General features: G+C 60.6%; 18 protein-coding genes and 2 tRNA genes. 9 read left to right on the plus strand and 11 right to left on the minus strand.

Going from position 1 to position 20,807, the window contains the following annotated elements; genetic code table 11:
- The 3 genes from LG385_RS22135 to LG385_RS22145 form a co-directional block, all read right to left on the minus strand.
- Positions 1-300, minus strand: a complete 300-nt coding sequence (locus LG385_RS22135; RefSeq protein ID WP_225775927.1) for a DUF1484 family protein — start codon at positions 298-300, stop codon at positions 1-3.
- Positions 297-455, minus strand: a complete 159-nt coding sequence (locus tag LG385_RS22140) for a hypothetical protein (RefSeq protein WP_225775928.1) — start codon at positions 453-455, stop codon at positions 297-299. The genes LG385_RS22135 and LG385_RS22140 overlap by 4 nt, the downstream gene beginning before the upstream one ends.
- A 1,386-nt stretch (positions 456-1,841) precedes the next feature.
- Positions 1,842-1,917 (minus strand) — tRNA-Thr (locus tag LG385_RS22145).
- Between the two features lie 352 nt (positions 1,918-2,269).
- On the opposite strand from LG385_RS22145, the gene LG385_RS22150 reads away from it, so the two are divergent.
- From LG385_RS22150 to LG385_RS22180, 7 genes are all read left to right on the plus strand, one after another.
- Positions 2,270-2,881, plus strand: coding sequence for a molecular chaperone (locus tag LG385_RS22150; protein WP_225775929.1), 612 nt, complete (start codon positions 2,270-2,272; stop codon positions 2,879-2,881).
- A gap of 44 nt (positions 2,882-2,925) precedes the next feature.
- Positions 2,926-3,393, plus strand: a complete 468-nt coding sequence (locus LG385_RS22155; RefSeq protein WP_225775930.1) for a CS1 type fimbrial major subunit — start codon at positions 2,926-2,928, stop codon at positions 3,391-3,393.
- A 63-nt stretch (positions 3,394-3,456) separates the two neighbouring features.
- A complete protein-coding gene (locus LG385_RS22160) occupies positions 3,457-5,982 on the plus strand; it encodes a TcfC E-set like domain-containing protein (RefSeq protein ID WP_225775931.1) in 2,526 nt (841 codons plus the stop codon).
- Positions 5,975-7,204, plus strand: coding sequence for a hypothetical protein (locus tag LG385_RS22165; protein WP_225775932.1), 1,230 nt, complete (start codon positions 5,975-5,977; stop codon positions 7,202-7,204). Before LG385_RS22160 ends, LG385_RS22165 begins: the two co-directional genes overlap by 8 nt.
- A gap of 124 nt (positions 7,205-7,328) precedes the next feature.
- Positions 7,329-8,501, plus strand: coding sequence for a hypothetical protein (locus LG385_RS22170; protein WP_225775933.1), 1,173 nt, complete (start codon positions 7,329-7,331; stop codon positions 8,499-8,501).
- Between the two features lie 11 nt (positions 8,502-8,512).
- Complete coding sequence (locus LG385_RS22175) at positions 8,513-9,277, plus strand: molecular chaperone (RefSeq protein WP_225775934.1); 765 nt, start codon at positions 8,513-8,515, stop codon at positions 9,275-9,277.
- Between the two features lie 41 nt (positions 9,278-9,318).
- Positions 9,319-9,945, plus strand: coding sequence for a response regulator transcription factor (locus tag LG385_RS22180; protein ID WP_225775935.1), 627 nt, complete (start codon positions 9,319-9,321; stop codon positions 9,943-9,945).
- Positions 9,946-9,973: 28 nt separating this feature from the next.
- Here LG385_RS22180 and LG385_RS22185 read toward each other — a convergent pair whose 3' ends face one another.
- Together LG385_RS22185 and LG385_RS22190 are read right to left on the minus strand one after the other, a co-directional pair.
- The gene (locus tag LG385_RS22185; protein ID WP_225775936.1) at positions 9,974-11,179 is read right to left on the minus strand and encodes a methyltransferase; all 1,206 of its coding nucleotides are present in this window, start codon (positions 11,177-11,179) and stop codon (positions 9,974-9,976) included.
- A gap of 1 nt (position 11,180) precedes the next feature.
- Positions 11,181-11,933: a transporter substrate-binding domain-containing protein gene (locus tag LG385_RS22190; RefSeq protein WP_225775937.1), complete on the minus strand. Its 753-nt coding sequence runs from the start codon at positions 11,931-11,933 to the stop codon at positions 11,181-11,183.
- 455 nt (positions 11,934-12,388) lie between these two features.
- Here LG385_RS22190 and gabP point away from each other — a divergent pair, with 455 nt between their 5' ends.
- Positions 12,389-13,783 (plus strand): GABA permease, encoded by a 1,395-nt coding sequence (gabP, locus tag LG385_RS22195; RefSeq protein WP_225775938.1) that lies wholly within the window; start codon positions 12,389-12,391, stop codon positions 13,781-13,783.
- Positions 13,784-13,858: 75 nt separating this feature from the next.
- Here the strand turns inward: gabP and LG385_RS22200 are convergent, their stop codons facing one another.
- The 6 genes from LG385_RS22200 to LG385_RS22225 all read right to left on the minus strand — a co-directional run bounded on the left by LG385_RS22200 (position 13,859) and on the right by LG385_RS22225 (position 18,673).
- Positions 13,859-14,188: a hypothetical protein gene (locus LG385_RS22200; protein WP_225775939.1), complete on the minus strand. Its 330-nt coding sequence runs from the start codon at positions 14,186-14,188 to the stop codon at positions 13,859-13,861.
- A 161-nt stretch (positions 14,189-14,349) separates the two neighbouring features.
- Entirely contained in the window at positions 14,350-14,799 is a 450-nt protein-coding gene (locus LG385_RS22205; protein ID WP_225775940.1) for a hypothetical protein, read from the minus strand.
- A gap of 161 nt (positions 14,800-14,960) precedes the next feature.
- Positions 14,961-15,036, minus strand: a tRNA-Phe gene (locus LG385_RS22210).
- Between the two features lie 90 nt (positions 15,037-15,126).
- Positions 15,127-15,399 (minus strand): oxidative damage protection protein, encoded by a 273-nt coding sequence (locus LG385_RS22215; protein WP_040260162.1) that lies wholly within the window; start codon positions 15,397-15,399, stop codon positions 15,127-15,129.
- Positions 15,396-16,463 (minus strand): A/G-specific adenine glycosylase, encoded by a 1,068-nt coding sequence (gene mutY, locus LG385_RS22220; protein WP_225775941.1) that lies wholly within the window; start codon positions 16,461-16,463, stop codon positions 15,396-15,398. The genes LG385_RS22215 and mutY overlap by 4 nt, the downstream gene beginning before the upstream one ends.
- Entirely contained in the window at positions 16,460-18,673 is a 2,214-nt protein-coding gene (locus LG385_RS22225; protein ID WP_225775942.1) for an AsmA family protein, read from the minus strand. The genes mutY and LG385_RS22225 overlap by 4 nt, the downstream gene beginning before the upstream one ends.
- A 358-nt stretch (positions 18,674-19,031) precedes the next feature.
- Here LG385_RS22225 and LG385_RS22230 point away from each other — a divergent pair, with 358 nt between their 5' ends.
- Positions 19,032-20,690, plus strand: a complete 1,659-nt coding sequence (locus LG385_RS22230) for an OFA family MFS transporter (protein ID WP_225775943.1) — start codon at positions 19,032-19,034, stop codon at positions 20,688-20,690.
- Positions 20,691-20,807: the final 117 nt, after the last annotated feature.

Genomic DNA, 20,807 nt, shown 5'->3' on the forward strand with positions numbered 1-20,807 from the left:
CTACAGCGCCTCTTCCAATCCGCTCAGTGAGCGTTTCATTTTCTCGTGCAGCGGAGCCAGCAGGCAATGCAGCGAGTCGCCGTTGATAGGTTGAGCATGGGCGGCGTCCAGCAGCTGCAGCACCAGCTCAAGCGCGCCGGATACGGCGGCGAGCTCGCCAGTGACGCGGTCCAGGTGCTGATAGGTTTCACTCAGCTGTTCAAGCCGATGGTGAAAGCCAGCGGCGCGCTGGAGATGGCAGTCGCTTGAGGCCATGCGGCCAAGGCCCTGGTGCAGCAGCTTCAGCGAGACAGCAGTCATTGGGCACCCCCAATTGTTTCGAGGGTACGGACGATTTCCATGTGGTGGTTGTAGCGTTTGAGCCGGGAAGCGAGGGAGGAATCAGCGCGAAGGGCGGCCAGAGCCATGCGGCGGTGGGCGAGGGCGCGAAGGCGGGACGGATTGAGGGCGGTCATGCAGAGCTCCTAACGTAGTTGGAGCTGCCACGTTCGTTTCCAAGCGAATGGGCGGCAGCTGTGCGCAGGTTGGAAAACCGGGACGTTAGGAACCCGGCAGGCCCGAAGACCTCCCACACACAGCCACCATAAAAGAATCCAGGTGCAAAAAAAGCGCCTGCTTCTAATGGGGCGCTGTTGCCCCTAACGTGATTCGGGTTTCCAAGCCCGGTCGCTGGATTTACAACGACGTTGGAAATCTTCGGGAATTATCCATTTATTGTCAAGCGATCTGGCTTTACAAAAGAGTACAGAAAACGGGCGGCCCTATAGATGTCGCGGTCATCGCAGCCCGTTCAGTTGTCTTCAGCCTGGTGATGATTGCTGACCAACCGATGCCGAACGAATGGCAGTTAAGGTGTCACGGTTATCGTGATGGTTGAGCTCTCGACAAGGTTTCTTTCCGCCTCAGCCCCCTAAGGCAAGGCAACTTCCGACATAACTGCTCAAAGAAGCTGGAGTGGCGCCTCATGCCCGCATGCTGGTCGGCTGTCGCCGTACCGCCGCGCCTGCTTTCGTCGCCTGGAGCAAGCCACAGGCTCTCTACATCGGGCTATCTGAGCATTACCAACCCTCATCGGAAATGCACCGAATTGGTGCCGAAGGCTGGCCCAGCACCCACGGCGCGCGGTCGTCCCCCCACCTCGCCTGCGGGCTAAATAGGTCCCTTTTTCTTCAGGCCTGCACCCTACCGCGGCCGAGCCAATCTGGGCGCTGGGTGGGCAGTTTGGGCCGGGGGAAATCCCTGCGAATCCCTGCAGGACGGGTGATTTTGAAAATGCGGGGGAAGGGCCATAGCCGTTCCAGCGGCAAATTTCGGTTGAGGGCTGGGGAATCCGGCCTTTAGGTAACCTGAAGCGAGAAACCGGCTGAAATGCCCGGCTGGCTTCGCCTTGCTAGGTTACCGGCCTGTGTTTTTGCGTGTTTTGGGGGATGTAACTTTACCGCAAGTCCTTGATTTATAAGGGTTTTGCGTTTTCGTTTTGTTACACGACCGATTTGTAACTTGTTTCAGCTCAGGCACACGCTTGTTACAGCAAAGAGACGCTGTCAACGCATTGGAAGTGAAGGGATATAGAGAGATATTGAAGGTAGGTTACAAAGGTTACCTGTTTCCCATGGGTCAACATGAAAACCGAAATCGCCTATAGGGGAGGGCGGTTGATGGTCATGCATCCATCCGCATCCAAACGCTCCCGCTGCAGTGTGCGCACTCACACGTCGGTGCATGCACGCTCACTCCCGCACGTAGCCGCGCACCAGGTGCGCCTGAACGGCTTTTTACGTGCTTTATTACGTGGAGGCCCTGAGCAGGGCTGGCGATGCCACGTAAACCCTTGATTTGTATGGTGCCGGCACCAGGAATCGAACCCGGGACCTACTGATTACAAGTCAGTTGCTCTACCAGCTGAGCTATACCGGCGGGTAAGGGCGCTGATTATAGCGATTCGCGGGCCGCTGTAAAGCCTCGCGTGCCGCAGCCCTTCGCCGCTGCGCTTGTCGGCGCCTTGGCGGACCTTTCCTACACGAGGTACGGAATTTTCGAGCAAGTTACTCGGAAAGTGCCTGCATGCCTAAAACAAATAAATCATAACAATGGCGCCCTGTTCAGATGCCGTTGCGTTAGTTATCAGAGGGCGGGTTGTGTCATGAGGTTCATATTTATTCTCGCATGCCTGGTTATGTTCCCCGGCGCTGCAATGGCGGGCCCGAAAATAAGCATTGGCACACTTTCGGACTATCTTCGTGCTGATAAAAATGTGGTGGTAAAGCGTGTGTTCAACCACGGCGACGCCACCGCTTTTGTGAAGGTGCGGGCCTGGGAGCTGGTGCGCCAAGGGGATGGCACCGTGCAGGAAATCCCGCTAGACGTAGAAACGGCGGGGGGTAAGCGGGAGCTGGTGGTGTCCCCAGCGCGCTTGATCATCCCGGCGGCGGGCATGCAGACGGTGCGGCTGCTGTTCAGCGGCGAGCGTGCCAAAGAGCGATATTTCCGACTGCGCTTCAATCCTGTGCTGCCCAGCGCAGGAGACGGCTTTGAACTTACTGAAACCGAAGCCGATGCCTATGAAGTTTCAATTTCAGGCGGTGTGCAGATGCTCGCGGGGTTCGGGTCGCTGCTCTATGTGCGCCCAAGGGAAGTTGCACATCAATTAGCCATTGATGAAGAGCCCAGCCGTTTTGTAGTGCGCAACGTAGGCAATGCCACGGCTGTGCTGGACCGCTTTCGCCGCTGCAATGGCGACGGCCTGGATTGCGACCCGGCGGTGGTTCATCACCTTGCCCCAGGGGGCGAAAAGGTTTTCGAGAAAAAGCCAGGCGAAATCTACGTGTTCACCCACCGGCGGGGTGCGCTGGCGCCGCTGCCGTATGAAATCAAGGGCTAGCCGACCCTCAACTTCGGCCTATACCAACCAAGGAGCGTAAACCCATGAAACTGAAATTCCTCGCACTGCCTCTGGCACTACTCGCAGCCGGCCAGGTAATGGCTGCCGATAACGTGATCAGCAAGCAGATCCAGGTGACCGCTTACATTCCGACTTCGGAATTTTCGATCATCGACGAGGGCGGCTGGATGAACCAGACCCAGAAAATGGGCATCCTTAATGGCAACCTGCAAAAGGTTTCCAACCGTGTAATCGCCAAAAGCACCACCGGCGCGATTTCCGCCCGCCTGGAAAACGCCGCCGTGCTGACCAGCCGCAACAACAGCATTCCGCTGACCATCACCGCCAACGGCGTAGACCTCACCACCACCACGACTGAAATCGTACCCGCCGGGGACGCTGCCAGCCCGTACTACATGAACATGGACATCGCCGCGGCAACCGGGCCGTACCAGCCAGGCGACTACATGGGCTTCGTGGACGTGACCTTCGAAACCGCGCTGGCGCCCTGACCCCTTCTGGCGGCGGGCCCACCCGGGCCCGCCACTTGCCTCTTCGATGCCTGGATATTCGCCGTGGTGTTTGCAACCCATCACTTCCGGCTTGCCGCCACCTGCGCGGTAAGTTTCTGTGTCAGTACAGCCGTGGCGGCTACCTCGCAGCCACCCGCTGCACTGGATTTGCTGACACAAACACAAGGACTACCTGCGGAATTCCGCGACCATTTCTTCAACGCGCCCCTCGTTGTGCGTGTTGACCTCAACGGAGCGTACCTGGCCGACGCCACGCTGGTGCTGGGCCGGGACGAAACGGTGGAGTTGGTGAAGTACGCCGAAACCGACCAGTCCGAGGTGAGCGAAGACGATCGTCAGGTATGGCTGCAGGCGTTGAGCAAGCCGCGCAAGCTGGGCCGCTGCGAAGCCGACTGCCCCCAAGGCCTCATTGCCCTGCACTACAGCCTCGAACGGTCACAGCTGTCGATCCTTACAAATGCCGCAGAAAGTACCGGCAGCGGCCCGCGCTATTACAGCCTGCCGCAGAACGGCAGTGGGCTGCTGGTGCGTAACCAGCTGAATGCCGCTGGAAGCCGTTCAGACATGTATGGCACGTACGTAGCGTCCGCCTTGGCCAGCAAAGGGCCATGGACCGCAGCAGCCGAAGCCCAGCTGGACCGCAGCCGAGGCGAAGGCATCACTACCGATCGTCATCGGTTGCGTAGCCTTTACACCGATTACCTGAAGGAAAACACCTTCTACCGGGTGGGGTACTTCACCCCATCCCTCCAGGGATTAAGCCGCCAGCCCCGTACCCTCAACGGTTTGCCCGAGGGCACACTGGGCCTGATGTTCGGCAGCAGCGACAGCCTGGCCATTGAAGACGGCCGGCCGAGCGCAACGCCTATTTACGTCACGCCCAACCGCCCGGCGGTGATCGAGGTGTACCGCAATGGGTCGCTGGTCAACAGCCAACCCGTTCAGCCTGGGCTGCAGGCCATCGATACCCGGCCGCTGCCGGGAGGTATCTACCCCGTGGAAATCCGCGTAGTGGAGGATGGGCAGGTCACTTCCACCAGTGAAGAATTTGTTTACAAGCCCACCAACTGGAGCAACCCCGAGCAGCGCTGGCGCTACAACGCCTACCTCGGCCAGGGCAGAGAGCTGTTCAGCAACTGGGAAACCGATCGCGAAGAGGGCATGAATGCCGGCCTGATCACGAACTACCTGCTCCACCCTACGGCCATCCTTGGCCTTTCCGTGGAGCATGTTGACGGGGCGATGCAATACGGCACGTCTCTGGACTGGGACCTGAGCACGGCGTTTCGCACGTACGTCAACCTGTACCGTACCGAAGGGCGGGGCGATGGCCTGGACGTACAAGCGATCTACACCTATCCGAAGGGCAATGTGGTGGCCAGCCACACCCGCTCCTGGTTATACCAATACCAGCTGGGGGACCGCTGGCCAGCGTATTACACCCCGCGTTATCGCTGGGAAGTACGTGAAACGTCCCAGAGCTCACTGAGCTGGCAACACCGATTTTCGCCACGCGGAACGGGTGTGATGAGGCTTTCTCATGCCACCGGTGCTGTGGACGGGTTTGGCCTGGACCTTTCCTGGGTACAGCGCGCGGTACTACTGGGCACGGACACAACCTGGCGTTTCTCGGTGTTCGACCGCCCGGCGGTGGCCAGCAGTGGCGCCGAGCGCAACCGGGGCGTGGATGTAAGCCTTACTTTGGCCCTGGGCGGCAACGGAGACAGCCTCTACGGCAGCCTGGGCAGCCGTACCCGTCGTGATGGCGGGCGTGAGCACACCGCTTCCTTGAACTACCAGCATCAGGTCAACGGCCCGTTCGTACGTAACGTCACCGGCACGTTGAACAAGGACAGCTATGGCCTTGGCGTAGGTGGCAGGGTGGGCTTCCAGAACCGCCTGTTGGCGGGTGACGCCTACCTGCAAACCTCTTCGTACAACGACGAGCTCGGCGGTGGCCTCAACCTCAGCAACACCTTGGCCCTTGGCGATGGTCACCTGGCCTCGACCGGAAACCTGGGCGTGTACCAGGCGGGCATGGTGGTAGATGTAGACAGCGATGTGGAAGACGTGGAATTGCTCAGCTTCGATGGCAACGGGACATCCGGCCAACTGCGCCGTGGGCGCAATGTGATTCCCTTGAGCCCCTACCGCAAGGGCCGGGTTCGATTTGATATCAAAGGCGAGGAGGCTGCCCCCATAGTGGTTGCGCCACATGTGGCCGACTACCACTTGAATATGGGCGGTGTGGCCTACCAGCGCCTGCAGGTGATGCGCACCATGACTGTAATTGGACGTTTGCTCGACCCTGCGGGCCAACCCGTACCCGCCGCCATGGTAATCAACCATGCCAGCCGCAGCGTGACCGAGACCGACGGCTTTTTTGCGGTAGAGATGAGCCAGTCCACGCCCACCCTCGAAGTGCGGGTAGACGGCAGACGCCACTGCCTGGTGCGTATCGACGCCGCTCGCGGTGAGCGGGACCAGGACGTAGTGATGATGGGCGATCTGACGTGCTCTCCTCGCACCGTCGCCGGCAGCACAGCACTGGAGGATCGTGATGTTTAAGCCATTGTTCCCGGGTAGGGGCTGGCGTGTCGCTCGGATCGCAGTGGCCCTGTCAGGGCTGTTGGCCGGCAACGCCTGGGCCGCAGATGTGGAAATAACCGCGGACTACCGCCCTTCGGAGAACCGGGGGGAATTTCGCAACACCACGCCGAACTCTGGCTACTGCCGGGAATTCGGCTGCGCCAGTGGCATATTCTCGGTTGCCCTGCCGATCAGTTACGAGCGAACAGTACTATCAGGATTGCCGCCGATCCCACAGCGCTGGTCACTGCAGATACCGAGGGAAACCACGGTGAATGTGGTATCGGATAGAGGCGATACCGCGGCCCTGCAGCTGCAGATTACCCATGTGGCCGAGGCGCTTACCGAAGGCTCCACCCCGCTGACGAAGTTTAACAACCCCGCAGCCCATTACAGTGCCGGCGGTGGATGCACCTGGCTGACTGGCGCCACTTACGACGGCGACACGAGCGATTCAGGGTTCGTGTGGCAAGTGAATGACCCTCGCTCGCCGTCGCTGTGTTATCCCACCTCATCCTATGTAACCAAGCAAGAGAGCGTCACGCCTTGGGTCCGTAGTTTTTCCGTGGGGTACAAGCTGGTTTTACCCAGGCCCCACACCATGGCGATGGGTACTTATCATGGCTCCGTTACCTTCAGTGTGGGCGAGGCGGGTGACTTCACCCTGGGCAACAACGTAACGAACCTCAGCACCAACAGCGTAACGTTCAACTTCACACTTACCGTTCACCATGAACTTCATGTGCAGTTTCCGGCAAACTCGGACAGGGTTGTTCTGGAACCCACCACTGGCTGGCAAAAGTGGCTGGACACTGGGGTGCCACCCACCAAAGTGGCTGGTTCGTTGCCGTACCGCCTCACAACTTCCGGGCCATTCAGTATCACTATGAACTGCGCAGAGCAAGGCATCGGCGAGTCCTGCGTGATACGTAATGAGCGCAATAATGAATTTGTGTATTTCGGCGTTATGTTTTATCCACCGAAGGGTCTTGAGCGGGCGGAGTATCCCGGGGAGGAAGCTCCCTGGCGCGAAGCGCTGGTTCACGGGCGTCCGGCTGGATACCTGACCCGGGGGCTGGTGAGCAGCGCCCTTGGAAAGTTCGAGTTTTATGCACTCTATGATCAGGTTGTAAAACTGGCCAGCTCACCCGGCGATAAATGGGCTGGTTTGGTAACACTGATATTCGACGCAAGGCTTTAAGTGCAGGTACGCGGCCATGGAGTTTCATTTTATAGGGAGGTAGGCAGTGTTCAATGTGACCAAGCCAGGCTGGCTCAGATATGCCGTGGGCAATCATCCGGTGACGCCTGGAACATCAGTGGCCATGCTGATGTTGAGCCTGGCAATACCTTGTGGCGATGCCGCCGCAGTAGACATTACCGCACAGTTTCGGCCAGGCAATACCGGCAATGGGTTTGAAAACACAACGCCTTCTTCAGGCTACTGCCAGGAGTTCGGCGGTTGCGTACCTGGCGAACTTTCAGTGGCGCTGCCGGTTACGTACGGCCGCCAGGTTTTTTCCGGGTTGCCGCCGTTACCTTCCCGATGGTCGCTGCGGGCACCCCCGCAAGCCCGGGTAACCCTGTTTTCTGATACCGGGGCGACCCTTGCGTTCGACCTCCAGATCACTCACTTGGCCGAGCTACTGACCGGTAGCGGCTTTTCGCCCTACGAGAATCCCGGTTTCCATTGGAGTACGGGCGGCGGTTGCAACTTTGTGAACTCTCATGCGTTCGATGCCGGCGCCAGCATGGGCTTCGTATGGCAGGTGGCCAACCCTGCGTCGCCCGGGCTGTGCTACCCCACCTCCGGCGGCGTGTCCGAAGGTGAACGCGAGATCGAGCCTGAGGTGAAGTCCTTCTCGGTGGGCTACCGCCTGATATTCCCGGCGCCTCATACCGTGCCCATGGGGCGATACACCGGCAGCCTCACCTGGTCCGTAGGTGAAACGGGGGACTTCTCGCTTGGTAGCCAGGTTTCGGGGCTTAGCAGCAACAGTGTGACATTCAACTTCGAAGTCGATGTAGAGCACGAGTTGGGCATAGCGTTCGATAACAATGCTGCACAGGTTGTGCTGGAGCCACGAAATGGCAGCTGGATCGAATGGATGATGGGGAATATATCGCCTACCGCCCAGCTCGCTGGCCGACTGCCCATGCGCGTTACAACTACTGGCCCGTTCAGTGTTTATATGGGATGTGAGCACACGAAACAGGCCGGTGACTGCGCCATCGGCAATACCCATACGGGTGAGCAGGCCGCCGTTGCAACGATGATTTCGCTGCCCCAAGGCCTTGTGTATCAGGGCGCGCCCGTACAACGGATGCGCCTCACCGAGCATGTTCATTACCCCTTGGATGCCCGCCGTGCAATCGCCGGTGAACGGGGCGAAGTGGAGTTTCATACCCTCAACGGCGAGGTACAGCAGATGATCAAGCGCGGCGGTGATACCTATTCGGGCCAGGTCACGCTGTATTTCGATGCGCAGCTCTTATGAGTAAGGGCAGCATGTGCTTCATCACGCATTGGCGCGAATGGGTGGCCCGATGGTTGGGGGGAGTGGTGCTCGTATGTTCGGCTAGTGCCAGCGCCGGCCCCGACCTGGACCCTGGTTCCTTCTATCACTACTTGCCGGCCAACCGCGCCATGCTGTTGGCGAATATAAGAAACCTCGGCGACGCTACGGCATTCGTGCAAATACAACTTGCGGAGCTCAGCTTTGACAGGAAAGGCGAGCCCGATGAACGGCCCTTGGCAGATGAAGACGGTAAAACCCGGGCGCTGCTGGCCACGCCGCCGCGGTTGATCATCCCGGCAAGCGGCGCTCAGCAGGCACGGATCATTTACCGGGGCCCGCGCACCACCGAGCGGTACTTCCGTGTTCGCTATGTACCGGTTGCCCCCAAGCCCAAGGATGCGTTTGCCCTGCAGCCCGAGGAAGCCCAGGCCTATGCCGATACCCTCCAAGCCGGAGTGGGCATCCTCAAAGCCATTGGCACGATCGTGATCGTGAGCCCGGCGCAGCCTCGCTACGCCACCCGGCTGGAACCCGACGAGCAAAGGCTGCGCATCGTCAACGAGGGTAATGCCACCGTGCGGGTGGAAAACGTGCAGCGCTGCAAGCTCGATTCCCAGGCCTGCACGTTCGGCACCAGCTTGCATATTCGGCCGGGCCAGCAGGGTGAGCTGCCGCGTCTGGCCGGGGAAATGTACCGCTATGAATTACGCGAGGGCGCCCAGCGCACCTCCCACGTTTATCCACAGGTCGACTAACGCCGGTGATCCCGGGCGTTGACCGTGCAAGAGACCATCCCATGGCGACGGCAGTGATTATCGACGACCAGCCTTACATTCGCGTAATCCTCAAACGGATCCTGGTCCAGGAGGGGGTAACCGTGCTTGCCGAATGCAGTGACGGTATAGAGGGCATGGCCCAGGCTCGAGAGTTGAAGCCAGACATCCTCGTGATGGAACTGGTACTTCCCGGCCTTGACGGCATGGACGTCATCAACCGTATTCGCCGCCAGGCACCTGGGATTCAAATCGTGGTGGTTACCGCCTGCCCCGCAGAGTTTTCGATGGACCGGTGCATGCGCGCCGGGGTTACGGCCTACGTTTCCAAAAGCACGGATATCGAAGTATTTCGCAAGGCTATCCAGGCCGTGCGAGCAGGCTTTATCTGTTTTCCCAATGTACGGGCTGGAAGCGAGCTACCCAGCCACTCGGACCCGGATGAGCGTGTACGCATCGCCGGGCTTTCGGCGCGCGAGTTGGCAGTGCTGCGATACCTGGCGATGGGTGTCAGCAATTTGCAGATAGGTCAGGCCTTGCTGTTGAGCAACAAGACGATCAGTTCTTACAAAACGCGGCTGGTGAAAAAACTCAAAGTGAGATCAGTGATCTGCCTGGCTGAACTTGCGCACCGGCACGGGGTGGTATGAGTAACTTGCCATCAACTTGTTCACAGACTTATCCACAAGTTGTTCGTTCTGCGAGAACGAGCAGGTTACGTGGCGTGAGCGTGCGTTCGCAAAAGGTACCTATACGAACTTTATAACCTTGTTCCCCCAGGAAAAGCGCCCGGTCCAACACCAGCCATAACTCCAGCGGCCGCCGAAAAAGGTTGCGAACCCTTTCCAGATTGCGAACCTCGGCCAGCCGCCGCTGCCCTTGTTGTTCCCAATAGGCCCAGTCCTCGCTTGGCTCAAGTTCGACACCCTTCAGTGCGGCCAGATGCTGGCAGTAATCGGCAAAACTTTTGCCTAGCCAGCTTACTGGCAGCGAAGGCGTGGGCAAGTATTCGCATACGCCGCGCACCTGCCGCTGGAGCAGATCGAAGCCGAGGCGGCGCGCCATCGAGAGGTCCCGCTGGCGCCTTTCCCGGGTACCGGCTGTTACCGCTTCACTGGCCGGCAGCCCCAGGTCGTCGCGATCAAGATGAAGCGGCCGGGCTTGGCCGGCGGCAGATAACGCTACATAGCTGTTAGCTTGGGTGCGGTTGTAGCAGCACGGGGCAATCGCCAGCTGGGCGCAACCGTGCTCACTGGCCAGGCGCAGCAGCTTTACGTGAAGGTCCCCACAGGCATGCAGGGCTACCGGGGTGTCGCCCGGCACAAGAACAACGCCATCCGCCATTACATCGCAGCGCTGGTGGGTGGCCGGCAGCCTGTGGTGCTCGCTCAGCAAGTGCCCGGCGGCGACCAGCGCAGGGTCGTGCTCCAGGCAGGTCATCTTTTGGCCAGGCCTCAGCAACCGACGGCCCAGGTGCGCCTTGCCCGCGCACCAGTCCACCCAATGTGTCACGGGAGAAGTAAACGCCAGGGCTTGCGCGAAGGCTTCGATCTGCTCCCATTTGCGGCCCGGTACATCCCGCTCCAGCCGAGAGGGCGGAGCAGGCAGCTCGAAAGATGGCAGCCTGCCCGGCTCCCCCAGAGCGGCCGCTTGCGCCGCCAACTCTGGCAAAGGCGAGGGGCTCTCGGTTTCGAGTGGTGCGAGCGCGGCCTGTTCGGCGTCGTCCAGTGATCGTTGGCGCAGCCAGTGAGCCAGTTCTGGGTGGTCCGTTTCCCAAGGCAACCTCAGGCATGTAAACGGGCGCGGCTTCCACAGCGCTTCGTGCGCTGCAAGAAACTCATGCAGCGCCGCGAAGCGTATCTCGAGGGCGTGGTTCTCCAGCATGTCAACGGATGCTGAACGGGAAGTACTTGTCGTTGATCTTCTTGTAGGTACCGTCCTGGATGATGTCCTTCAGGGCAACGTTCAGTCGCGTGCGCAGTGAATCGTTCAGGCGAGTGGCGATGGCAATCTGGTCGCCGTCTTCCACAGGCTCACCCTTGAGCTCGAAGCCTTTACCCGCGTCGGTGCGCAGCCACTCATACGTGGAGTATTTGTCAGCCAGGGCGCCGTCGATCTGGCCGGTCGACAGGGCTACATACACTTCATCTTGCGTCTGGAACGTCTGCACGATGGCCACATTGGCTGCGTTTTCCTGCAGCCACTTTGCGGCCAATGTGCCCTCCTGAGCACCCAGGGTCTTACCCATCAGCGTGCCCGCGGCGTTAGTAAGGTCGCTGTTCCCGGCTGCAACGAATTGCAGCTTGTTGATGTAGTAGGGGTCGGTGAAATCCACCAGCTGCTTGCGGTCTTCGGTGACCGACAAGGAAGAAATGAGGAAGTCGTACTGGTTGTTGTTCAGTGCCGGAATGAGCTCTTCGAAACTCGTGGTCACGATCTCGCATTCCACTTTCATCTTCGCGCACAGCGCCGCGCCAATATCGGCATCGAACCCGACCACTTGCCCGCTGGCGTCTGTGTCATTGAACGGAGGGTGCCCACCTTCCATGCCCATGCGCAGTTTTTCTACTGCATGCGCCGAAGAAAGGCAGGAAAGGGCCAGAACGCAACCCACAAGCGAACTGAAAAATCGAGCCATGTAGCAAAACTCCAAAGGGCAGCGGCGAGGTGTCCTCGCTTCGACAACGGTTATCGCAAAAACATCACCCGGGCGATATGGCCTTGGTGACATTTTTATCCCCTGCCCAGGCGCGCAAAGGTTCTATCTCGGTTGTACCTGGCGCTGATTGAAAAGGCTGGAACGGTTGCACCAATGGCGAGCAAGGGTGTTACCGCTCGCCCGAAAAGGGGGCATTTTTCTGTAGGAAAATGTGTAATCCGGTAATACTCTGCGGCCTGCGACAAAAAGCCATATTGCTTAAACGTTTATGCCGCTGACCTCGCAATACCGATGGTCAAGCGGTTTGAACTATTTTGCATCAATTTGGCGCGCTTCTTGCGTAAAATAAATCCAACGGCGCGTAGCGTGTCTCAAACAGTGGTAGGGGTTGAGCACAATCGTCGGTCAAATCGCTTTCTCGGAAGGGTACACGTATGAGTAGTGTTCAAAACGCTGGCGGGCTCGCCCAAGGCTTGAAAGCCCGCCACGTCACCATGCTGTCTATCGCCGGTGTAATCGGTGCTGGCCTGTTCGTGGGTTCCGGCCACGCCATTGCCGAAGCCGGCCCAGCCGTGCTGCTGGCCTATGCTGCCGCAGGTACCCTCGTGGTGCTGGTGATGCGCATGTTGGGTGAGATGGCGGTCGCTTCGCCAGATACCGGTTCGTTCTCCACCTACGCCGACCGTGCCATCGGCCACTGGGCTGGCTTTACCATTGGCTGGCTGTACTGGTGGTTCTGGGTATTGGTAATTCCGCTGGAAGCCAACGCCGCCGCCGCCATCCTTCATGCCTGGATACCGGACGTTCAGGTATGGGTGTTTGCCCTGATCATCACCGCGGTGCTCACGGTTACCAACCTGTTCAGCGTGAAAAACTACGGCGAGTTCGAATTCTGGTTCGCGCTGCTGAAGGTTATCGCCATCATCGCCTTCATCGTGGTGGGCCTCGGCGCGGCGTTCGGCTTCGTGCCGGGCAGCCAGGTCAGCGGCTTCAGCCACGTGACCGACACCCAAGGCTTCATGCCTAACGGCCTGGGCGCTGTGGTAGCTGCGATGCTCACTACCATGTTCTCGTTCATGGGTACCGAGATCGTGACCATTGCCGCGTCCGAGTCCCGCGACCCAGGCCGGCAGATTTCCAAGGCCACCAATTCGGTGATCTGGCGGATCTGCCTGTTCTACCTGGTATCGATCTTCCTGGTGGTTGCACTGGTGCCGTGGAACGACCCTGCGCTGCCGCAGCTGGGCTCCTACCAGACCGTACTTAACCTCGTTGGCGTGCCTAACGCCAAGCTCATCGTGGACATCGTGGTACTGGTTGCCGTTACCAGCTGCCTGAACTCGGCGCTCTACACCTCCTCGCGCATGCTGTTCTCTCTGAGCAAACGTGGCGATGCTCCGAAGGTCGCCCAACGTACCTCGCGCGCTGGCACGCCTTACACCGCGGTCATTCTGTCTACCGCAGCTGCATTCCTGGCCACCTTCGCCAACTATGTAGCCCCTGCGGCGGTGTTCGACTTCCTGCTGGCAAGCTCGGGCGCCATCGCCCTGCTGGTGTACCTCGTAATAGCCTTCTCGCAACTGCGCATGCGCCGCCAGGCCGAAGCACGGGGTGAGCAGATGGCGTTCAAGATGTGGGCCTTCCCTGGCCTTACTTACCTGGTGATCGCGTTCATCATCGCTGTGCTGGCCGTGATGTTCTTCCGTGCCGACCATCGCATTGAGATCATCGCCACTGGCTTGCTCACCATTGCGGTGGTGGCTGCAGGGTTGATCGTTGACCGTCGTCGCAAATCGTCGGGCGCTGGCCGTGCGGTACTTGGCAGCTGATACCTGCCCAGGCGCTGAAGCTACAAAAGGCCGCTACCTGAGAGGGTAGCGGCCTTTTCGTTTATCCCTTGGTGCTTACCAGCGTGGGCCATCGAAACGGTGGTGTTCCCAGTGCCGAGGTGGCGGCGGGGCGGGGCGGTAATACACCACCTGCGGCGCGGGGCGGTAGTACACCGGCTGTGGCGCCGGCACGTACACCACCTGGCGTGGCGGTGGTGCGTAACGAGGCCCGTCGTGGTGGTGATGCCCACCGTTGTCCCAATTACTTGCGATCAGCGCGCCTACCGCAGCGCCAGCGACCACTGGCACGATGAAGTTGCGCTCGTCCGCTGACGCAGTACCGGCGACCCCAGCGGCCACCAGGCAAGTGGAAAGAAGCAGGGCTTTGGTCAACTTCGCAAACATGGTGTCTCCTCAAGCGCCGATCAGGGTGGCGCCATGGACGTATGAAACACCGGGGGCGTGTAAAGCGCGGTATGGAAACGGTAAAGGTTTGGTAAGGGCAGGAGAGCCAACGCAGGCCCTTGTGGGAGTGGGCGTCAGCCTGCGAATGAAGTCAGACAGTGCTAGGCATCAGGCGCTTCGGCGATAACCGCGGCAGCCGCTACGTAGGCTTCGGAGAACTCAGGGCTTTCGATGCGTGCCATGGCGTCGTCTTCGCTCATATCGTGGTGCTTCTCGTAGTAAGCGATCCACAGCGAAATGATCAGGTCCGACACGTCGTCTTCCGAGTAATTCTCCATCACCAGCGGCAGTGGGGATTCAGTCAGGAACACATGCGCAACGGCCTGTTGGCCCTCGGGCTCAACTGCGGCCATGGCCTCGAACATGTCGTCGAAGGCGCCCATCTCCATGCCGCCATCGAAGAACTCTTCCATGCTGATGAACGCAGGAGACAAGGCGTCGGGGTTGTTCTCTGGCGGCGTGTCGGCAACGTTGTTGCGCAGGATGCGGTTCTGCCGGGCCTTGGACGAGGCGCGCTTGTGTTTCTTCTGCTGCTTGCGGGGAGAGGACATGGGGCGGCTCCTTTGCCGGCGCGAAACGAAGCGTTATGAGCGTAGCGCAACAACTGAAGCGCAAGGGACGGAATGCGCGAAGCGCGTGAGCGAAAGCTGGCTTTCATGTCGCGCATCAACAAAAAACCCCTGAACCTTTCGATTCAGGGGTTTTGGAAGAGTGGTGCCCAGGGACGGAATCGAACCGCCGACACGGGGATTTTCAATCCCCTGCTCTACCAACTGAGCTACCTGGGCAACGGGGCGCATTAAACGGGTTTTTCAGGATGACGTCAAGCGTCGGTGCAAAAAAATTTTAATTATTACCGTCGCTTACGCGGCAAGGGGTCATTCCGAGGGCGGAACGTAACCTTCGGCCTGGGCGTAATCCTCGCCAGACAGGTACTTGTCCATCTCGGCCTGCAAGAACTTGCGGTCCTCGGCATTCATCATGTTCAGCCGCCGCTCGTTGATGAGCAGGGTCTGGTGCTTCTGCCAGTCGGCCCAGGCCTTCTGCGAGACGTGCAGGTAAATGTCTTCACCCTTGGCGCCAGGGTAGGGCGGACGTTCCAGGCCAGGGAGCTCTTCTTTGTACTTGCGGCACATCACGGTGCGGGTCATGGGGTTTCTCCTGCATGCAAGGCAAGGGCCGCGCGCTCCAGCAATGTTTTCACGGGGGCAGCCAGGCCCAGGCGCGGCGGGGTGGCGAGGTTATACCAGAGCCAGTCGGCCTCGGCCACGCGAGCGGCGCGCGCATCCACCTGAACCAGCCAGGGTTGGATGCTCAACTGAAAATGGCTGAAGGTATGTGTAAGGCCAGGCAAAGCGTGTGTATCCAGCAACCGGAGGTCGTGCTGGGCTACCAAGTGCTCGATGTCACTGAAGTCATCCAGCTCGGGCAGGCTCCACAGCCCGCCCCACAGCCCTGTGGAAGGGCGGCGATACAGCAGAATGTCGCCTTGGCCATTGCTGAGCAGTGGCATCAGCGTTTGCCGTTGAGGCAGCGCCTTGCGCGGCTTGGGCGCAGGGAAGCGGGTTTCCTCGCCCAGCAGGTGCGCCCTGCAGCCTTCGCGCAGCGGGCACAGCAGGCAGGTGGGCCGGCTGCGGGTACATAGCGTGGCACCCAGGTCCATCATGGCCTGGGTGTAATCGTTTACCCGTGCGTGAGGTGTGAAGCGGTCAGCGGCGTCCCACAGGCCCTTCGCTACCTTCGGCTCGCCTGGGTAACCGCTTTGTGCGGTATACCGGGCCAGCACGCGCTTCACGTTGCCATCGAGAATAGGCGCTCGCAGGCCCATGCTGATACTGGCGATGGCGCCCGCAGTGGAGCGGCCGATGCCGGGTAAGGTTTCGAGCAAGGCCGGGTCGCGCGGAAACTCACCGTTGTAGTCGGCCATCACGATGCGCGCGGCCTTTTGCAGGTTGCGCGCGCGGGTGTAGTACCCAAGGCCCGTCCACAGGTGCAGCACTTCGTCTTCCGGTGCTTCGGCCAGGTCGCGCACGGTCGGCAGCGCCGCCATGAACCGGTCGAAATAGTTGAGCACGGTACTCACCTGCGTCTGCTGGAGCATGATTTCCGATACCCACACGCGGTACGGGTTGATCTGCTGCTGCCAGGGCAGGTCGTGCCGGCCGTGCTGGTCGAACCAGCTCAGCACGGCGGAGGAAAATTGCTCGGGTGTCATCGCTTGAACAGGCCCTTGAGGGCATCCTTCAGTTCGGGGCTGACCTTGTCGCCCAGCTTGTCTTCGATTTTTTCTTCTACCCGGTTGCGTACCGCCTGGGTTGCCAGTTGGCCAAGGCCGTCGCGATCTACACGGCAAGCGCGCGCACCCAGCTCCAGAGGGCCCCGGCAGCGAACCGGCAGTTCCAGGTTGGCGAAACGGTCGTTCACCTGGCAGGCAGGGTCGGCCATGTTGCCGCTCTCGCCTTCTACCACCACGCCTACGCGGTAATCCATGCCCAGCACGCGCAGGTCGATGTCGCCATTGCCGTTTACCCGCAGCCCGGGAATGTTCGCCTTGAAGTCAGGGTTATTGGCCACCCCGTCGCGCACGGTCAACGTGCCGTCGAGGCGCTGGAAGGGTGTGTCCCGGCCGCGCGGCTCGCTGGCCAGGGCCTTGCGGTTCAACAGGGCAATGCCCTGGCACAGTTGCTGTTCGAGGTTGGCATTGACCAGCACGCCGTTGTCTACGTTGAAGCGGGCGTTGCCGTTGAGGGTATCTACCAATGCCTTCTGGCTGTTGCCGCTACCGGTGAATGTGGCGTCCAGGGTAAGCAGCCCGCGAACCGGCGGGGTGGCGGTGTGGCTGGCAAGCACGGCTTCCGCGGGCACCTTGTTCAAGTTGGCCTTGACGCTGAGCACGGGCACCTCCGGGCGTACATCGAGGCTGCCAGTGGCATTGAAATCACCATTGGCGATTTGCCCGCCCAACTGTTGCAGGTTGAGCAGGCCATGAGCACCTGTAGCGGTCAGCCGCGCATTGTCGATGGGCAGCTTCTGGACGGTAAGCCGCGCCAGGCTCAGCTCGGCCTGCAGGTCGATGGCGCGCAGGCGCTCGATGGGGAACAGGCGATCGTCGCTCCAGGCCTGGCGGCCGGGCGCTTCGGGCAAGGGAGAATCACCGCTGGCCATGGCCGCCGCTTCGCTGCCCTGCACCTCTGCCTGGCGAGCAGCCGATGTGCCCTTGGCCGCATCGCTGTCGGCGGGGAGGTAACGGTCCAGGTCCAGCGAGTCGCCCTGCAACTTGATGCGTACCGCCTGCGCCGCGATGTCTTCTATCGCCACGCGGCCGGTGAGGGTGCTCCCATCCACCTTGATGGAGAGGTCTTCAAGCGCCAGCGCGTTCCGGTTGCCCTGCAGCGTGCTCACCAGCTCGACCTGTGTGAGCGCGGCCGGGTCTGCGGTGCCCGGCACGGGTTGGCCAATGCCATCGAGGAAGGCGCGCAGGTCCAGTTGCGCGATCGACAGCGCGCCACTGAGCTGAGGCGCGGTGTCTATGTCGCGTGCATGCAGTTCACCCAGCGCGCGCACCTGGTTCACCGAAAGTTTCAGGTTGTTCCAATCGGCGACCTTGGCCGCGAGGTCGGCCAGCAACTGGCCCTGAGCCGCGAAGGTGACCGTTTTTCCCTGCAAGGGCGCGCCAGACAATTCGCCGCCCAAGCGCATGTCTTCGAACTGGTAGCGCTGCACGGAGGGGTCGAAGCGCAACGTGCCCTTCAGCTCGGTGCGCGCGCGAAGTTCGGGCTGGTTGGTGCCCAGGAACGCGGTAAGCGTCACCGGAATATCGGTTGCCGGGTGAATGGCCCCGGTGCTCAGCTGGATGCTTTCGGCACTGAAGGTACGGCCGCTTTGTTCATCCAGGAAGCCCACCCGCGCGTTGTTCACCGTGAGGCTGTCGATGTCCAGCTTCAAAGGCCGACCGTGCTCGGCAGTGGCAGAGGGTTCATTGCCAGCCGGGGCTGGGGCTGGCTGCGCCGGGTCGCCGGGCAAGGGTTTGCCGAAGTCTTCCCAGTTGCCATGGCCCTGAGCGTCACGCTGCAGGTTCAGTTCAAGCCCATCGATGCGCACGTCGCTCATCTGCACTTCGCGGCGCAGCAGCGGCAATACCCGAACCGACAGCCCCAGCAGTTGGAGGTTGGCGAAGGGGCTTTGCGGTTGGGCGAGCGTGGCTACGCTAGCGTCATGCAGTTCAAGCCCAAGCCATGGGAAAAGGCTCCAGCCGATATCCCCATTGAGGGTCAGCTCTACGTGGGCCTTGTCGCGGGCGAGCTTGCGGATCTCGTCTTTATAGTCGTTGGGATCGAAAAGATGGGTCAGGGCAAAGCCCAGAGCCACGATGATCAGCAACAGCCCGAGTATGAATAGCCCCAGGATTTTGCCGAACGCTTTCATGGGCGGGTCCTTGTAATCCGGTTCATGGTTCGCCGGGAGTATAACGGTTTGCTTGCCCGGTACGGGGTCAACGTTGCGCTTGTGTAGCGTTTTGGTTACCAGCCCACAAAGGCGACCGGCGCAGGCACTGTGCGTCAAGCCACAAGCCGCCAAAAAGGCGATAGCAGAGTGCTTTCATTGGCTTGAACAAATGTTAATCTTCGCGGTTCGAAGGCTTTGTGCGGCAGTTTGTCGCGTTTTCGAGAGCGCTGCCGATAAGACGATCAGTTGCCATGTGCACGAAGATCGCGGCACCGCTCTAGCGCCAGGCAGTCGCCTGGCGCAAAGGCCGCGAGCCAATCACAACTAGGGGTAGTAAATGACTCAAAGCACTCATGCGGCGAGCGCGGCTGATCAGCCGGGTTTTCTCGCCAAGGAACGTATAATCGCGAAGCCCGGGTTCAACCGTTGGCTGGTACCGCCCGCCGCCCTTGCCATTCACTTGTGCATCGGCATGGCGTATGGCTTCTCCGTGTTCTGGCTGCCGTTGTCCAAGGCGCTAGGCGTTACTGCCGCCGTCGCTTGCCCGGCGGACATGGGCTTTATCAGCCAGGTGTTTTCTTCTGACTGCGACTGGCCGATCTCCATGCTCGGCTGGATCTACACTCTCTTCTTCATCTTCCTGGGTTGCTCGGCTGCGGCCTGGGGCGGCTGGCTGGAACATGCCGGCCCACGCAAGGCAGGCGTGGTATCCGCGGTGTGCTGGTGCGGTGGCCTGGTGATCTCGGCGCTGGGCGTCTACACCCACCAGATCTGGCTGATGTGGATCGGCTCCGGCGTGATCGGCGGCATTGGCCTGGGCCTGGGCTATATCTCGCCCGTTTCCACCTTGATCAAATGGTTCCCGGACAAGCGCGGCATGGCTACCGGCATGGCGATCATGGGCTTCGGCGGCGGCGCCATGGTAGGCGCGCCCCTGGCAACTGCGCTGATGTCTCACTTCGCAACGCCTACCAGCGTAGGCGTGTGGCAGAGCTTCCTGGTAATGGCCGCGATCTACTTCGTGTTCATGATCGGCGGTGCGCTCACCTACCGTGTACCCCCTACCGGCTGGAAACCTGAAGGTTGGGCGGCGCCGGCCAAGAAGGCCAGCAACGCCATGATCACCGACCGTCACGTTCATGTGAGCGTGGCCTGGAAAACCCCACAGTTCGCGTTGGTATGGCTGGTGCTGTGCCTGAACGTATCCGCCGGCATCGGCATTCTGGGCATGGCTTCGCCACTGCTGCAGGAAGTGTTCGCCGGCAAGCTGTTGGGCACCAACCAGACCTTCGGTGAGCTCGCACCGGCACAGCTGGCGCAGATCGCGGCTATCGCGGCCGGCTTCACTGGCTTGCTGAGCCTGTTCAACATCGGTGGCCGCTTCTTCTGGGCGTCGTTCTCGGACTACATCGGCCGCAAGTACACCTACTTCGTGTTCTTTACCCTTGGCGTGGCGCTGTATGCGCTGGTACCGAACCTCGGCCACCTGGGTAACGTTGCGCTGTTCGTGACCGCGTTCTGCATCATCCTGTCGATGTACGGCGGCGGCTTCGCCACGGTACCGGCCTACCTGGCGGACCTGTTCGGCACTCAGATGGTTGGCGCCATCCACGGCCGCTTGCTCACTGCCTGGGCCGCTGCCGGCGTGCTGGGCCCGGTGCTGGTGAACTACCTGCGTGAATACCAGCTGAGCATTGGCGTGGAACGCGCTGCGGTGTACGACATCACCCTGTACATCCTGGCGGGCCTGCTGGTGCTTGGCTTCATTTGCAACGCGCTGATCCGCCCGGTTGCCGACAAGTACTTCATGAGCGCCGAAGAGCTGGCCGTGGAGCGGGCGATCAGCCACGACAAGAGCGCCAACGGTTCCACCGTGCTCGAATGGCGCGCGGCTCCAGGTACCCGCCCGCTGGTGGTCGCAGCCTGGCTGGCGGTTGGTATTCCGCTGGCGTGGGGCGTGGCAATCACCATCCAGAAAACCGCCGTGCTGTTCTGATAGCGGTTCGGTAACCCTCAAACCCCGCCCCGCCGCATTGGCCGGGCGGGGTTTATCGTATCTTCGTCGCTGATCGCTTCATGCTGCCGCCTATCTGCGCCTATAATGTGCCCCTTT

The organism is Pseudomonas sp. Marseille-Q5115, from assembly GCF_916618905.1.
GTDB classification, from domain to species: domain Bacteria; phylum Pseudomonadota; class Gammaproteobacteria; order Pseudomonadales; family Pseudomonadaceae; genus Aquipseudomonas; species Aquipseudomonas japonica_A.

Coding starts and splice junctions, on each gene's coding strand:
- LG385_RS22175 (WP_225775934.1), top strand. CDS start 8,513: ATGTGCTTCATCACGCATTGGCGCGAATGGGTGGCCCGATGGTTGGGG.
- LG385_RS22155 (WP_225775930.1), top strand. CDS start 2,926: ATGAAACTGAAATTCCTCGCACTGCCTCTGGCACTACTCGCAGCCGGC.
- LG385_RS22225 (WP_225775942.1), bottom strand. CDS start 18,673: ATGAAAGCGTTCGGCAAAATCCTGGGGCTATTCATACTCGGGCTGTTG.
- gabP (WP_225775938.1), top strand. CDS start 12,389: ATGAGTAGTGTTCAAAACGCTGGCGGGCTCGCCCAAGGCTTGAAAGCC.
- LG385_RS22205 (WP_225775940.1), bottom strand. CDS start 14,799: ATGTCCTCTCCCCGCAAGCAGCAGAAGAAACACAAGCGCGCCTCGTCC.
- mutY (WP_225775941.1), bottom strand. CDS start 16,463: ATGACACCCGAGCAATTTTCCTCCGCCGTGCTGAGCTGGTTCGACCAG.
- LG385_RS22190 (WP_225775937.1), bottom strand. CDS start 11,933: ATGGCTCGATTTTTCAGTTCGCTTGTGGGTTGCGTTCTGGCCCTTTCC.
- LG385_RS22170 (WP_225775933.1), top strand. CDS start 7,329: ATGCTGATGTTGAGCCTGGCAATACCTTGTGGCGATGCCGCCGCAGTA.
- LG385_RS22140 (WP_225775928.1), bottom strand. CDS start 455: ATGACCGCCCTCAATCCGTCCCGCCTTCGCGCCCTCGCCCACCGCCGC.
- LG385_RS22180 (WP_225775935.1), top strand. CDS start 9,319: ATGGCGACGGCAGTGATTATCGACGACCAGCCTTACATTCGCGTAATC.
- LG385_RS22215 (WP_040260162.1), bottom strand. CDS start 15,399: ATGACCCGCACCGTGATGTGCCGCAAGTACAAAGAAGAGCTCCCTGGC.
- LG385_RS22165 (WP_225775932.1), top strand. CDS start 5,975: ATGTTTAAGCCATTGTTCCCGGGTAGGGGCTGGCGTGTCGCTCGGATC.
- LG385_RS22135 (WP_225775927.1), bottom strand. CDS start 300: ATGACTGCTGTCTCGCTGAAGCTGCTGCACCAGGGCCTTGGCCGCATG.
- LG385_RS22230 (WP_225775943.1), top strand. CDS start 19,032: ATGACTCAAAGCACTCATGCGGCGAGCGCGGCTGATCAGCCGGGTTTT.
- LG385_RS22185 (WP_225775936.1), bottom strand. CDS start 11,179: ATGCTGGAGAACCACGCCCTCGAGATACGCTTCGCGGCGCTGCATGAG.
- LG385_RS22200 (WP_225775939.1), bottom strand. CDS start 14,188: ATGTTTGCGAAGTTGACCAAAGCCCTGCTTCTTTCCACTTGCCTGGTG.